At 42.5% G+C, this 14744-nt stretch carries 17 protein-coding genes; 8 read left to right on the plus strand and 9 right to left on the minus strand.

What is annotated here, in order from left to right; translation table 11 throughout:
* Positions 1-295: 295 nt before the first annotated feature.
* Both ACO1R6_RS21565 and ACO1R6_RS21570 read right to left on the minus strand, forming a co-directional pair.
* Positions 296-616 carry an SH3 domain-containing protein gene (locus tag ACO1R6_RS21565; protein ID WP_486267191.1) on the minus strand — a complete coding sequence of 107 codons (321 nt, stop codon included), beginning with the start codon at positions 614-616 and terminating at the stop codon, positions 296-298.
* A 680-nt stretch (positions 617-1296) separates the two neighbouring features.
* Complete coding sequence (locus tag ACO1R6_RS21570) at positions 1297-1635, minus strand: hypothetical protein (protein ID WP_486267193.1); 339 nt, start codon at positions 1633-1635, stop codon at positions 1297-1299.
* Between the two features lie 245 nt (positions 1636-1880).
* On the opposite strand from ACO1R6_RS21570, the gene ACO1R6_RS21575 reads away from it, so the two are divergent.
* The 7 genes from ACO1R6_RS21575 to ACO1R6_RS21605 all read left to right on the plus strand — a co-directional run bounded on the left by ACO1R6_RS21575 (position 1881) and on the right by ACO1R6_RS21605 (position 8759).
* Complete coding sequence (locus ACO1R6_RS21575) at positions 1881-3065, plus strand: sensor histidine kinase (RefSeq protein WP_486267195.1); 1185 nt, start codon at positions 1881-1883, stop codon at positions 3063-3065.
* Between the two features lie 4 nt (positions 3066-3069).
* Positions 3070-3789, plus strand: a complete 720-nt coding sequence (locus tag ACO1R6_RS21580; protein ID WP_486267197.1) for a LytR/AlgR family response regulator transcription factor — start codon at positions 3070-3072, stop codon at positions 3787-3789.
* 310 nt (positions 3790-4099) lie between these two features.
* Positions 4100-4423 carry a T9SS type A sorting domain-containing protein gene (locus ACO1R6_RS21585; protein WP_486267199.1) on the plus strand — a complete coding sequence of 108 codons (324 nt, stop codon included), beginning with the start codon at positions 4100-4102 and terminating at the stop codon, positions 4421-4423.
* Positions 4420-5094, plus strand: coding sequence for a hypothetical protein (locus ACO1R6_RS21590; RefSeq protein ID WP_486267201.1), 675 nt, complete (start codon positions 4420-4422; stop codon positions 5092-5094). Before ACO1R6_RS21585 ends, ACO1R6_RS21590 begins: the two co-directional genes overlap by 4 nt.
* A gap of 100 nt (positions 5095-5194) precedes the next feature.
* Positions 5195-6703, plus strand: a complete 1509-nt coding sequence (locus ACO1R6_RS21595; RefSeq protein WP_486267203.1) for a gluconokinase — start codon at positions 5195-5197, stop codon at positions 6701-6703.
* Positions 6704-6854: 151 nt separating this feature from the next.
* Positions 6855-8171 (plus strand): gluconate:H+ symporter, encoded by a 1317-nt coding sequence (locus ACO1R6_RS21600; RefSeq protein ID WP_486267205.1) that lies wholly within the window; start codon positions 6855-6857, stop codon positions 8169-8171.
* 204 nt (positions 8172-8375) lie between these two features.
* Positions 8376-8759 (plus strand): hypothetical protein, encoded by a 384-nt coding sequence (locus ACO1R6_RS21605; RefSeq protein ID WP_486267207.1) that lies wholly within the window; start codon positions 8376-8378, stop codon positions 8757-8759.
* 276 nt (positions 8760-9035) lie between these two features.
* On the opposite strand, the gene ACO1R6_RS21610 is transcribed toward ACO1R6_RS21605, so the two are convergent.
* From ACO1R6_RS21610 to ACO1R6_RS21635, 6 genes are all read right to left on the minus strand, one after another.
* A complete protein-coding gene (locus tag ACO1R6_RS21610; protein WP_486267209.1) occupies positions 9036-9338 on the minus strand; it encodes a DUF4288 domain-containing protein in 303 nt (100 codons plus the stop codon).
* A 96-nt stretch (positions 9339-9434) separates the two neighbouring features.
* Positions 9435-9983, minus strand: a complete 549-nt coding sequence (locus ACO1R6_RS21615; protein WP_486267211.1) for a dihydrofolate reductase family protein — start codon at positions 9981-9983, stop codon at positions 9435-9437.
* Positions 9984-10119: 136 nt separating this feature from the next.
* A complete protein-coding gene (locus ACO1R6_RS21620) occupies positions 10120-10632 on the minus strand; it encodes a hypothetical protein (RefSeq protein WP_486267213.1) in 513 nt (170 codons plus the stop codon).
* 92 nt (positions 10633-10724) lie between these two features.
* Positions 10725-11201, minus strand: a complete 477-nt coding sequence (locus tag ACO1R6_RS21625) for a hypothetical protein (protein WP_486267215.1) — start codon at positions 11199-11201, stop codon at positions 10725-10727.
* 92 nt (positions 11202-11293) lie between these two features.
* A complete protein-coding gene (locus ACO1R6_RS21630) occupies positions 11294-11692 on the minus strand; it encodes a DUF7668 domain-containing protein (protein WP_486267217.1) in 399 nt (132 codons plus the stop codon).
* A gap of 87 nt (positions 11693-11779) precedes the next feature.
* Positions 11780-12334, minus strand: a complete 555-nt coding sequence (locus ACO1R6_RS21635; protein WP_486267219.1) for a hypothetical protein — start codon at positions 12332-12334, stop codon at positions 11780-11782.
* Between the two features lie 299 nt (positions 12335-12633).
* Between ACO1R6_RS21635 and ACO1R6_RS21640 the strand changes: the two genes are divergently transcribed.
* Positions 12634-13683, plus strand: a complete 1050-nt coding sequence (locus ACO1R6_RS21640; protein ID WP_486267221.1) for a hypothetical protein — start codon at positions 12634-12636, stop codon at positions 13681-13683.
* Positions 13684-13962: 279 nt separating this feature from the next.
* On the opposite strand, the gene ACO1R6_RS21645 is transcribed toward ACO1R6_RS21640, so the two are convergent.
* The coding region (locus ACO1R6_RS21645; RefSeq protein WP_486267223.1) for a 1-phosphofructokinase family hexose kinase at positions 13963-14744 on the minus strand (782 nt) is incomplete at its 5' end.

Consider the following 14744-nt stretch of genomic DNA (forward strand, 5'->3'; position numbering starts at 1 on the left):
ATCTAAAACCTTCGGGTAAGGAGCAAACCCATTTTAAATATTTACCATTCTCTCTTTTGCCAGTCGCCCCATGTCCACCGGCATCAGCAGGAATTCTTAGGCTTACAAAAATATGTAAGCCTAAGAATTGCTGCGATAGAAATGCTCAAAACTACCTGTTGGTAGTATAAACCCGGCTGGTCAGGGTCGAGCGGTTTTACTAATAGGTATAATTTGTTGTAAAAAAGCTTAGGAGAACGGGCACAAAAAAGGGAATATTTTCATATTCCCTCTTCTTACAAACAATGTATGCAGGTTATAAACCAAGTTTACGCTCGTTGCGCTCGGCTTTGGCAATTGCTACCTGGCGGATATTTTTTTTAGGGGCGATTTCAGAAGTTAAAACGTAGCCTACCTGGCCGTTTACCGTTACAATGGTCCAGTCGGCGTTGTGCTTGCGTAAAACCACCACATCGTCGGTGCTTTGTAATGCCTTTAATACTTCGGTAGAGGTGCCGGCCTGCCGGTACATTTTAACATTATCTACTTTGGCCTGGGCAACTTGTTGCGGACCAGTAAAAGCAAAAACAAATACAGTTTGCATTAAAATGGCGAGGGTGAAGATTATCTTTTTCATAGCTTTTTTGGTTAAGGTTTTGATTAATATGTTTTTAAATCAGGTTGCAGCGGAGTTACCAAACTAGCCTTTTCTAATAAGCTACAGCCCCCTTGTAAGCCGTTGCCAGTAGCCTTTATTTTACTTTAGCCGCCTGTTGTAACCCGCTGTTGATACAAATATGAGCTACTGACTAAGAGAAAAAAAACTGTCTGGTATGAATGGAAATATTAATAGGGCGAATAACCTGATTTGGGGGGCGAATGGTTTATTGGTGTATTAAAAAATACCTGCTAATTGATTTAAAAAGCCTTATCGGCCATACATGCAGAGCGCAAGCCACAATACCGGCAGATGCTTGTGTCCTTATTCTCAGCGTAGATGGTTATTCAAACGGCTCTAAAAGAGCAGCTATTTAGTAACAACAAGCGGTAGGTTATAAAGTAAAAAGATTTGCTTTTATTCTCCCGCATTTGCCGAAGATAAAGCAAATCTCTACTTAAATAAATGCTAAAACAATATGGTGTTGGGAAAGGGATGTATACCGCAGTAATGCTTCAGTAGTAGGGCAAAGCACCACACATGAGTGTAGAATAAAAAACCTAAAATAATCAAGCAAACATTTTGTCTGCGTGGCAAGATATAAACTTTTAACTCCAGAAAGGTTTTATGCTTCAACAGGAAACCACCAGTACTTATAACTACTTTCGGTACAAACTGGCTACGAGTACTTTTTGGTTCGCAACTTCTTTGTAAGCGGCTATTAAAGGTTCTTCGGTTACCCGCTGCAACGCCAGGTTTAATCGTTTTACGTGTTTGGGCCGCGCAATATTTAAATAAACGCCGTTTAGTCTTTCTTCATAAATTAATTCGTCGGCGGCATTGTAAAAGCGCACTACCGAAAAATCGCGGTGTTTTAGATTGGTTTCTACTACCCAGTAATTCTTACCGGAATTTAAGTTCTGCGCTACACTGGGCGTAACCAGCCCTACACCACACAGCAAAACCAAGCAGGCCGATTTTAAGATAAAATTTTTCATAGGTTTATTCTTTAAGTCATTTTTAACTAAATATAAACCACTCAAAACCGCTTTGCCGGCTTATTCGCTGTTGGACGGGTAAGCCCTGCTATTCAGCCTTACAGCACCGCCCAACCACCTTTACCGGCCAAATCTGACGTTCGGCGGCGAAAACCTGCTGTTTGTCTATATTTTCCTTATTTTATTGCTATAGGTAGCTCTGCTTTAGTATCTTACAGGCATATAAAGGCTTCAATTTACCGGGTATGGCATCGCAGCTACGTTATCACTTTCTGTTCTCTAACCAAACGCGCTACCGGCTCAGCCGCCACTTGCTGTTTTGGTCGGTTTGCGTGGTTTTCTTTACGGTTATTTATGGTGCCCGACCTACCAGTGCCCCCTCCTATGGTTCTTTTGTATACCTGAAATCATTTAAAATTTCGTTTTTAGAAGCGTTGGCTTATTTGCCCGGGCACATTGTACTGAGCTATATTATTATGTACCTGCTCATACCCCGCTATTTATTTAAAGAAAAATATCTTCAATTTTTGTGGCTCCTGATTGGGGCTATCCTGCTCGAAGCCATTATTTCGCATATTATTACCGAATTGGTAGTGGTACCTTTCCGGTTGCATTTAGGCTTGCCTTATCCGGCCAGTACTTTTTATCTGGGTATTATGGCGGGCTTACGGGGAGGTTTGTCGGTGGCAGGTTTTGCCGGTATTATAAAGCTGAGCAAATACTGGTATTTAAAAAACCAACAGGCCCAGGAATTGGAACGCGAAAAATTACGGGCCGAACTGCAATTGCTAAAAGCCCAGGTGCACCCTCACTTTTTATTTAATACCCTTAATAATTTGTATTCGCTTACACTTACCCAATCGGGCCAGGCCCCGGAAGTAGTGTTAAAACTGGCCGGCTTGCTGCGCTATATGCTGTACGAATGCAATGTACCCCTGGTACCTTTGGCCAAAGAAATTAAACTGATTCAGGATTATATACAACTGGAGAAACTCCGTTACGGCGACCGGCTGGATTTGGCCGTGAATATTACGGGTAACCCCGATGGTAAATTAATTGCGCCATTGCTGCTCCTGCCCTTCCTGGAAAACAGTTTTAAACATGGCGCCAGCGAACACCTGGATCAGGCCTGGATTAGTTTAGATTTAACCATTCAGGAAAACCAGCTTAAGTTTAAATTAATAAACGCGTTGCCCGCCGAGCCTTTGCTTTTAACGCAACGGGGCATAGCGGCCCACGGCATTGGCCTCGAAAACGTAAAAAAACGCCTGGAATTAATTTATCCGCAGCGCTGCAAGTTTAAAACCATTCAGGAAGCCGAAACTTACATGGTAACCTTAACCTTGGATTTAGATACGGCCGCGCCGGCAACTAACCCCATCGCGCCCGCGCCTTTGGCTTGGGAACCCACTACCGTACTCAGCGCCTGACACCATGAAAATACGATGCCTTTTAATTGACGATGAACCGCCTGCCCTAACGGTATTGCGGGCCCATATTGCGGCGGTGCCCATGCTGGAGATAGTAGGCCAGTGCCACAATGCCATTGCCGCGCTGGAAATTTTACAGAAACAAGCCGTAGATTTAATTTTTCTGGATATAAAAATGCCCCAATTATTGGGTACCGATTTTGTAAAAACCCTGCGCAACCCACCCAAAATAATATTTACCACGGCTTACCGGGAGTACGCTTTAGATGGCTACGATTTAGATGTAGTAGATTATTTATTAAAACCTATTTCGCTGGAGCGTTTTTTAAGGGCTGTACAAAAAGTTTACCGTCCCGATGGCCCAACTGCGCCCGCTTTACCTGCAGTACCTACGCACACCACCACTTCCGACCGTTTTTTGTATTTCCGGGTAGATCGCAAAATGGTAAAAGTAATGGTCGATGATATTCATTATATTGAAAGCCTGAAAGATTATGTGCGCATTTTTACCGCCACGAAACAAATTATTTCTAAACAAACCATCACCTCGCTCGAAGAAATGTTGCCCGAAGATCATTTCCTGCGCATTCACCGGTCGTTTATTGTGGCCCTGAATAAAATAGACTCTTACTCGCCCACCCATATTGATATTAACGGTAAAGAATTGCCCATTGGCCGGCACTTTAAACACGAAGTAGAGCGCACCCTCGTGCGGGCCGTTTAACTAATTACCTTATTTTAATTTAGTAAAAAACAACTGCTACGTAATTACCAGACCAGCGGCACTTGCGTTGGGTTTCTACCAATACCCAATAGTATTTAGAGGTTTCCATATCAAAACGAAAATTAAATAAAACCGCATAACCCCGGCAGTTTTAAAAACCTGCCGGGGTTAACCTTCTGGAGTGTTCTTTTTACTAGCTGGTATAAAAGGACGGATGTACCGGACAGATCACCGATAATTCTGGTACCAGGTTACCTACATCCGGCTTAAAAATTAGGAAATTATTTACCTAAGCGCTAAGTTAAGGCCGATGAAAAAAATATTATTCGGGTTACTGACCGGGTTATGCTTTTTAACCGGCTGTAACCACAAACCAGAACTTCCTCCGCAAAACTCCTTTTTGGTTGTTTATCCTAACCCCGCTTCTAATATGGCCACCGTTGGCGTTAGAAACCTGAATAGCCAGGAATATTTACTCCAGGTATTTGATGCCAAAGGCAAACTGCTGCTGGAAAAAACCGACCAACAGAACCAGCATTTTTCAATTCGGTTAGAAGGCCAACCCAAGGGCAAATACCAGGTAATTCTAAAAACCAAGAATGCCGTTTTTAACCAAACCCTCCTGAAACTATGAATAAAAAGATTTACCCTATTCTGCTTTTCTTGTTTCTGTTAACTTTTGGTTCGTTTGGTCAGGCTACCGAAAAAGAATATTATATTACCATTAATACCAACCTGTATTTACCAGTAAATACGCCCAGTAAAGGCACTTACCCCATTTTATGGTACGATAAAGAAACCAGCCCTAAAATATTAATTGGCGGCTTGGGTATTGGTATGGCCGGTTTAAAGCCTATCTCTAACAAACTCAGCCTAAAAGGGCAGGCCAACTTATCTAAACAGAATTATTGGAATGAACCTTTTTATTTTGTTGATGACCAAGGTCGGGACTTACTTTATTTTCAGGGAGCCAGTGGCGATATTACTTTGGGCGCAACGGCCACCCTGCAGTATGCTTTGGGCAAGCGGCTATCGGTAGGTACCGGCCTGGGCGGACAAATTTTATTAATTTCTTTTTCCCGTACTCCGGAAATAAACGATTCAAAAGTAATGATGGTGCGTAACCGTAGTTATAAACCTTTTATGCCTACTCTACCCCTAGAACTGGTTTTAAAATCGAAAAACAAATTATTCACCGTTAGGTACGAACAAGGTTTACTTAACCGGTTTAAAAACGATTTGGCAGCCAGCCAGAAAGATAAATTTGGTTTACTCTTTTTCGAACTCGGTTTTAAAATGCACTAGGTTGCCACGCCGACACGTGCCGGCTTTTACCAGATTATTTCTGCTTAATCGCTGATTATTCTGTAATTTCCCGCTACAGAACCCGAACAGCTAATTTTATATGCAGGTAATTATTGGCGTAGATATAGGCACCACCAGTACCAAAACCGTAGTTTTCGATTTAAAAGGAAGCGTTTTATCGGCCCATTACCAGGAGTATGCAACCCAACAGCCGCACCCGACTTACAGCGAGCAAAACCCCGACGAAATTTTTACGGCGGTGCAGCACACCTTACACAAAGCCCTGCAAAGCCTGAACGGCCAAATGTTACTGGGCATTAGTTTTAGCAGTGCCATGCACAGCTTACTTGCCGTAGATGCGCAAGGTAAACCCATGAACAACCTTATTATTTGGGCCGATAACCGCAGCCAGGCCCTGGCCGATGCCCTACGCGCCACTCCTGCCGGACAGGATATTTACCAGCACACCGGCACCCCGGTGCACCCCATGTCGCCGTTGTGCAAACTGGCCTGGTTGCAGCAAAATAACACCCGTTTGCACCAGACCGCCTATAAATTTATTTCGATAAAAGAATATGTTTGGTTTAAATTCTTTGGCACTTACCAGGTAGATTATTCTATTGCCTCGGCCACGGGTTTGTTCAATATCTATTCCCGGACCTGGTACCTGCCGGCTTTACAGGCCGCCGGTATAACCCCCAAACAACTTTCGGAACCGGTAAGTCCGCTACATCAAGCCACTAATATTAACCCCACCTACGCCCGCGAACTGGGTTTAACCCAACCAGTACCGTTTATTATTGGGGCCAGCGATGGCTGTTTGGCTAACTTAGGTTCGGGCGCAACCAAACCCGGCGAGGCCGCCTTAACTATTGGTACCAGTGGTGCCATTAGAATTACGGTGCCCCAACCCGCCCACGATGCCCAGAGCCGCTTGTTTAATTATATTTTAACCGAAGGCCAATACGTAGTAGGCGGCCCTATAAACAACGGAGCCGTTATTTTACGCTGGTTCCGCGATAATTTCTTCTTAACCGAGAAAGCCATGGCCCAACGCTCCGGGGCCAGTATTTACAACATTATGAGTGCGGAAGCTGCTACGGTTCCGGCCGGGGCGCAAGGCTTACTTTTTCTGCCTTACTTACTCGGCGAACGCGCCCCTATCTGGGATGCCCAGGCCCGGGGCTCTTTTTTTGGTCTTAGTTTAGCGCATAACCGGGCGCACTTGGTAAGAGCCGTTTACGAAGGTATTATTTTCAGCATTTACCAGGTAGCCCAGGCACTTGCCCAAACCACCGGCCCCATTGGGGTTATTTATGCCAGCGGTGGTTTTGCCCGGTCGGGTTTTTGGGTGCAAATGCTGGCCGACATATTTAATACCAAAGTAGAAATTTCGCAAACCATAGAAAGCTCGGCCTGGGGAGCCGCGTTATTGGGCCTGCAAGCTACCCAACCAGGTTTTACCGTACCCGCTACCAGCCCGGGGCAAAAAGAATATTTACCCAATGCGGCCCAAAATGCCCGCTATATGCAGATCTTTTCTATATTTGAAAAACTCTATCCGTTATTAAAAGACCAAATGGCAGCCATAAGCACTTTGCAGCAATAAATAAGTTGGCACTTTTGGGCTAGGCCGGATATTAAAATAATTTTTAAGGTAATAGTTGTTTCCGGTTTCCCGGGCTATAACTTTTACTCAGTATACGTTTAAACCGGGTCCTGAACGGGGGCCTATCTACCACCACCAAATAATTACTATTATGCCTCTACTCCTCGTGGCTGCGGCCGTGCTCATGTTGCTGGTACTCATGATTGCCTTCCGGCTAAATGCTTTTATTGCCTTAATTTTAGTCTCTTTGGGTTTGGGTTTAGCCGAAGGCATGACCGCCAAAGAAGCCTTAACCTCGGTTCAGAATGGGGTAGGCAGCACCTTAGGGTCGCTGGCGCTGATTTTGGGCTTTGGGGCCATGTTGGGTAATTTAATATCGGCGAGTGGCGCTGCCCAACGCATTACCTATAGCTTAATCCGGTCGTTTGGCACCAAACATATCCAGTGGGCGGTGGTGCTTACGGGTTTTTTGGTGGGTTTGCCCATGTTTTACAACGCCGGCTTTGTGCTGCTAATTCCTTTGGTTTTTAGCATTGCGGCCTCTACGGGCCTGCCCCTGCTTTACGTTGGTTTGCCCATGGCCGCAGCCTTATCGGTAACCCACGGCTACTTGCCCCCGCATCCTGGCCCTACGGCCATTGCAGTATTGTATAAAGCCGATGTGGGCCTTACGCTGGTGTATGGCATTATTGTTTCTATTCCGGCTATTCTGGTAGCGGGCCCTTTCCTGAGCCGTTTTACTAAAAAATACAAAGCATCGCCCCCGCCGGGCCTGGCCGCGCCCAAAGTTTTTACCGAGGCCGAAATGCCAGGCTATGCCAATAGTGTCTTTACTGCCTTGTTCCCGGTGCTGTTAATGGCCGTTGCTACCATTGCCAGTTTAATGCTCCCCGAAACCTCGGCCCTGCGCAAAGGCTTTGACTTTATCGGCGACCCGGCCATTGCGTTGCTCTTATCGGTGTTGCTGGCGGTATTTACCCTGGGCTTAAACCGGGGCATGAAAATGGACGATATTATGGCGATTGTAACCAGCTCCATTGGTAGCATTGCCATGATATTACTCATTATTGGCGGCGGCGGCGCGTTAAAGCAGGTTTTGGTAGATAGTGGCGTGGGCGATTACATTACGGCTTTGGTGAGCGACATGCAGTTATCGCCGTTGTTTCTGTCCTGGGCCATTGCGGCGCTATTGCGGGTATGTTTGGGCTCGGCTACAGTAGCCGCTATTACCACGGCCGGCATTGTACTGCCCGTAATTTCTTCTACCGGCGCCAGCCCCGAACTAATGGTTTTGGCTACAGGCGCCGGCAGCCTCATGTTTTCGCACGTAAACGACCCGGGCTTTTGGGTATTTAAAGAATATTTCAACCTCAGCATACCCGATACCATTGCCACCTGGTCGATTATGGAAACCGTGGTATCGGTAATGGGTTTGCTGGGCGTACTGGCACTTAACCTCTTTATTTAAAGGCCAATATTGCCGTTCTTAGCTTTTTTTAACGTTTATCTAAATTCAGGCAGGCCCATATGTAGCCGGCAAACGCTGAAGAATCAAGTAGCTGGAGCGATTATTGTAATAACCTCAGAAAATATTTATTTATCAAAGCAACCAATTAAAGCTTAGTTTACTCTTATATGTAAAGTATCTGCTCATCCTAAACCAGGTTTACCCATGAAAAAACACCTTTATCTTTTAATATTTTGCCTCCTGGGAATATTTACTTTTCCGGCCTGTACGCAAAAAGAAGATGCCGTTTTACCCGGGGAGAACTGCGATGTTGCGGCCACAGTACAGTTGGTACCGAGTTGCGGCCTGCTGCTGGTACTGGAAAACAACCAAAAATTGGTACCTTTAAACGTAAGTACCACCACTAATGCTGCCGGCGACCCCATCTATAAAATAGATAATTTTGAAGTGCAGGTGGGCCAACAGGTAATTATCGGGTATAAAACCGCCAAGGCAGATATTGGCCCTACCCCGTGTAACCAAACAGGTTACTATACAAACAAACTGGTAAATGTTACCTGCATTGTCAGCATCGAAATATCCAATTAGTAATAATATTTTATTGCCCCCCGATGGCTTGTGCTTAAGAGGGAAAACAAAGCCTTAAATTGCCTGTGGCAAGAACAAAGAGCGGAATAATATTAATTTATACAAAGGAGCGATAGATTCTATCAACAATAGAAATCCCTTTGGAGCCAAAGTAATTCTCCCTTTTCAGTTTATTCTATCTTTTTCACTTTGCTTGCAGCATCAAGCCATTTTTCTTTTGGCTTTATAAATTTGTCAGTGCGTTTTGCGCTAATCTGACCATAGTCCATAGTCCGTCTAAAGTATTTCTGCCCCGTCTTCTAAATCCTCGTAAAGTGGGAGAAAGTCGCCGATGCCTACAAAGGAATTCTCCATTTCTACTCCTTGGTCATTTTTGAAGGTAAAGTTGTAGTTAGCTCCCAGGTTTTCTGCTTTGTCGTAAGCTTCTGCTGGCGAATTTGCTTTTATCAGATGGTAATTGCCCCAAATAGTACATCTTCGGAGAGGCTTTAACTTGTCCGAACCCAAAGGCTCAATTCTTTCGATGATCTCTACTATGAACCAATTGCCTTTATTGATTATTTTCTCCACTGGTTTCATGGTTCTTGTTGGGGCTAACGTTTAGTATATGCAAAGCTCTCAGCGGAGCATTGGTTTTGTATATGCCTTGTTAAGCGGTTGGTTAGTTTTTCCTGTTTATTTTTTGGGCTCATAGTAAAGAATTATTGCGCCACCATTAAAGATTTTTGTCTTTGCAAGTTTAAGAATAGTCCTGTCGTTTATGTTTTCAAATAATGGCAAACCGCTTCCGGCAACAACTGGATAAATACAAAGTTGGTATTCATCAATTAAATTAAGTTTCATTAGCTGTATAATTAAACTTCGGCTGCCAACTAAAATGTCTTTACCTGATTGCTGCTTGCGCGCTAGAACTTCTTCTTTTAAACTATGCTTTGCTATTGTTGCGCTTTCCCATTCCACATTTTTCAGCGTGTTAGAAAAAACAATTTTGGGAATTATATTTATAGCCATAGCAAAGTCATTCATTGATTTTTCTTCGGAAGGATTTTCTAGCAGTGTTCGCCAAAATTCCATCAGCTGATACGTTGTTCTGCCGTATAGGATTGCGCCTCCTTCACCTAATAATTCTGTATAGTGTTGATGTATTTCTTCATCTGGAATGCCTGCTGTATGGTCGTAAATTCCGTCAAGTGTCATATTAATAGCTGCAATTATTTTTCTCATACTATTTTCAATCAGTTGTTAATTTTTGTACCGGATAGTTGAAGTTTGAGGTATTATTCATTACAATAATCGCCAATGTTTAGCAGATGCAAAGTATACAGCGTGTGCAGTTACCAATGTTAGGGGCAGTAATTATTTAGTGTCTTACGGTAATTTCTCTTGGTTTTCTCTGGTCAAAGTTGTTATTGGCGGTAAGAGTAAGTCCGGCTACCTTTGGGTCAAAATTTGCTTTTTTCTTTAAGGTGATCAGAATCGCGCCTCCTGTTCCCAGGCTGCCATAAAGCGCCTGAGAGTATTTGGGCTGAACAACTGTGATGCTCTTCACTTTGCTCGCATTAAGTATCTCTCCGACAAACTCGGCCACTTCCTCTCCTTCTACAATATCGGTTTTATAGGAGAATTTGCCATTCACTACAAACAGAGGAGAATTCATTATTTTATTTCGGATTATACCTGCGGAGTGTATCAGGTCAATCCTAGAAAACTTAACAGTATCGCTAAGAAGAGTGATTTTGATGCTGTCGAGAAATACTTCTAGGTTTTGTTTTTCTATATCCCTGTAAATGACGCTTTGTTTATTGTCGTTTTTTTGCTGTCCGTAAGCAAAGAGCGAAGTAAAGATGAACAGTACTGAAAGATATTTCTTCATTTTTTACTTATACCCCTAACGTTCCGCGGCTAAAAAGCGTTTTAAGGCTTTTTAGCTTGTGTTATAGCCAGTTTATATTTTATCCAGATGATTTACAATTCTTCAGCATGTTTTTTACATCTTAGAATTGCTTCTTCTTGAAAGGGTTTTAACTTGTTAAATTCTTTGTCAAAACAGTTTATAATAGCATAAATTGTAGCAATCATATAATGTCTAGGTTGAGAATCGACTTCATGATAACTTCCATCAGTTATTTCCACTGTTAAATTTATATCTTCACCCCTTAGCGCTTCTAAATACGGAATAAAAAATTCAAATGCGAGTTTTACAGGTATTTTATAATAAGATTCTGGAAACAGCTTGTCGTCTAAGTTAGATATTATTTTATTTGAATTGGCATCTTCTCCGGTAGACTTATACATTTTTAGTTTTATATGGCTATATTTTTCCATATATTGAAAGAATCCTTCGCCTTCAACTAACTTAAAATTCCAATTTTTTAAACTTTCATTAATTGAGAAAAGCTCCTTGGCATGGCGAATTTCTTTTTGAATATATATATTACTCATATTTCTAAAATTGGCTATAACGTACTTGTGTAAACGACGACGAGGCCGTCGGCCGAAGCTGCCGTTTACACGTGGTTGGGTGTAGTAATTATTCACATTACATGGAGGTCTTCTAAATTGATTGAATACAAATCTCCAGAAGATTTCTTGAAAGAAAACTGAGCTGTTAAATCTCCTTTTTCTCCATCTAATGGAAGGTCGTATTCTACTGCCCAACCGCTTCCATCATTATACTTGTAAAAGTCGAAAGAGTCGCCTTCTTTGCCCATCAGCAATGGGTCGTTTATCACAGGCATTCTTCCAGAGCCTCCATAGTCCAAGAAAACTTCTTTAAGATTTTCCTTTGTCCAGAAGAAGTCGCTTTCCTCAATGGGTGGTTGGTCCAGCAAATCTAGTGCTTCTTGAAACTTGCCAGTTGAAAGTAGTTGCGCCCATTCTTTTATGAATTGCTTAGCATCTTTCTTAAAGCTGCTTCTTTCGAAAATTCTCATAATTATATATTGCACCCAACGGGCCGCAGGTATGCCAAGTCCGTAGCGAAGCAAAGGTTTGGTATACCTGGTGTTGGCTGGTGTAATTTATTTTAATTTTATTACAAAAGTTGAGTCAGTTTTTATGATGTCATCTTTAATAAATGTAATTAGGGCCACTTTCTTACTTTCAGATATTTTTAGGTCGCGTAAATCAGAAGGTGGAAGTCCAAATTGAAAATCACCAGATTTCTTTTCAAACAGAAAGAAGCGGTTTTGGAAAATACTATAAGAACAACATGGTCCTAATAAGCCATTAAAAGTACTTCTTAATTTATAATCCTTATTTTCTAAAAGGGTTTCAGAAGGGTTAATAATAAAAAGTAATAAAGAAAATATTATTGCCCCCATTAATCCATCAATTAACCAAAAAAGTAAAGCTAAAACAGGTGTTATTATATACAAGGAGTAATAATATTTAAATGTCTTTAGCTTGATCATTGGAAGGATAAATAAAATACACCCTGAAATGAAGACTAATACCTTAAAAGCAATTTGAATTCTAAAATCTAGACCATAATCAGATTGTAAAGCTATTAAGTAATTAAGAATAAGGATTAGCAATAAACCAAAGTGGATTCTTTTTATCGCTGAAGTTCTCATTTGACTAATTTATACCAGCCAACTTATTAATAAACGTAAGTAGTTACGCATAATAGTACAACATTGGCATGTTATACGTAACTGCTATTAAGATAACAGGTAAATTCCTAGATGTTCGAATAACGGTAAGCTACAATTCAAAATTAAAAATAAATCCATGCGATATTATTCCTCCTCACCCGGCCGGTCAGCTTAATAGCTTAATCGGCCTTTTATACTCACTCCGCCTAAAAACCTATAATTTAATACCCTTTCAGGCAAATCCTAAGTATATTTAGCTTGATTTAACTTTATAAGTTGTGCATACCATTTCTAAAAAGAAGCTGGTTTACCCGGTAATTCCCAGATTACGCAAGTACCTGATAACCTACGATCGTGAACGAAAACTGCCGCTGCACTATGAGGATTTAACGCGCTACACCGAGTCTTTTCCGTATTACGACAAACAAGGCAAAGACACGCTCTGGCAGGTTGTACTCTACGACCAGCACCAGCGCGAAGAATTGAACGAGGGTCTTACCATGATTTATGCCTTGCTAAAAACCGATGGCGATATTTCGGTAATGGAGCACTTACAAGTATCCAGGGTAGATTATTGTACTTTTGGTAACACCAATCCGTTCCGGGTACAGATTAAAAACCTGCTGAACGACAATTACGATTATTTTTACGTAAAACGGGCCGATGCTTCCCGCATTTACGGCCTGGAACTGGAGCATATTTTATCGCCGAGTCGGATCAATTACCTGGTGCACGACGAAACCCTGATTGAAGAACATATTGCCGGCATACCCGGCGATGTATTTATTAAAGAATACCTGAACCGGCCCAACTCTAACCAGGTACGTATTGCGAAAGAGTTTGTAAAGTTTAATGAGCGGTGTTTTATCCGGCTGCTCGGCGATATGCGCTCTTATAATTACGTAATAGACGTAACGCCCGATTTTGAAGACGAACAGTACCGGGTACGCTCCATTGATTTCGACCAGCAATCGTACGAAGGCCGAAAAGTTATGTATTTGCCCCAGTTTTTTAAAGATAACTACCACGTTGTAGCTTTGGTACTTAAGCTCCTGAACCCCCAAACGGTGCAGCAATATTTAAGCGAAGAGCGCACCTTGCTGTACCACCGCCTGAAACTGGCTCGCTATCGCCTGAAAGATTTAATTGATATTATGCGGACGGATACCATTTCTACGCCCGAAAAAATAGACCAGTTAAAGCAAGAGTTGGCCGAGCACCACCAATCCGATGAATTTTTGCGTTGTAAGAACATGGGCGATTTGGTGCGGCTTAATTTAAAAATTATTCTTACCCGCGAACCCCGCATTGTAGTAAATAAGAAATAATACCGCCTCGTAATAATGCTGTTCCATACCAGAAGAACACTACTGTTGTCCTGCTGAAAGCATCTATTGTTTAGAAAGTAAAGTAGGTAAAAAAACTAATACTGAAGTTACCCTTAAGACTTTTTAACCAATAGTTCTTTACAAGATCACAACCCCAAGCAGGTAGAATTAGGTAATAAGGTTAATACGATTTTGTATAAATATTGCAAGCATTGGTCTTAAAACCAGAAAGCCGGATAATATTTAATTATCCGGCTTTCTGGTTAGTGAATTATGTATTTACCGGCTGGTTACGGTTTGTTGTTGTTTCAGCCAATCGTAAATTTCTTCTACATCTTTTTTATCGCAAAGCTCAGAACCGGGTGTCATGGTAGTGGCGGTACCGGCCGCTACGCCGTATTTTATTACTTCGGCTAATGGCCAACCCATAGCCAGGGTATGCACCATGCCCGCTACCATGCTATCGCCGGCACCAACGGTACTTTTAGGTTTAATGGCCGGCGGGGTTACATATTCTACCTGGTCGGCGGTAACCAGCATGGCTCCTTGCGCGCCCAACGACACCACCATTACTTCGCACATGCCTTCGCGTATAAGCTGCTGGGCAAATTGCTCCCGCTCGTGCTCTTCCATGTCTTCTTTTCCGGCTAATTTAGCCAGTTCGCCCGAATTGGGCTTAAGCAGATACACGCCAATACCAGCGGCTTTCTTTAATGCTTCGCCAGAGGTATCCAAGATTAATTTAGCGCCCATATTTTTGGCAATGGTAGCTACCCGGGCATAATAATCGTTGGGCACCCCGCGGGGTAAACTGCCACTGGCCACAATAAATTCAGGCCTAGGATTTGTTTTCTCTAATTTAATTAAAGAGTATTTCCATTCTTCTTCGGGAATCTCGGAACCCGGCATACCAAACCGGAATTGCTTATCGGTGGCACGCTCGGTTACGGCAAAATTTTCGCGGGTCCATTTAATAGAAGGAATAGGAATATGGGTAAGCCCTTCTTTATCTAGCAATTGCGCGAGCACGTTGCCGGTAGAACCGCCGGCCAGGTAATAAG

This window comes from Adhaeribacter sp. (genome assembly GCF_057359045.1).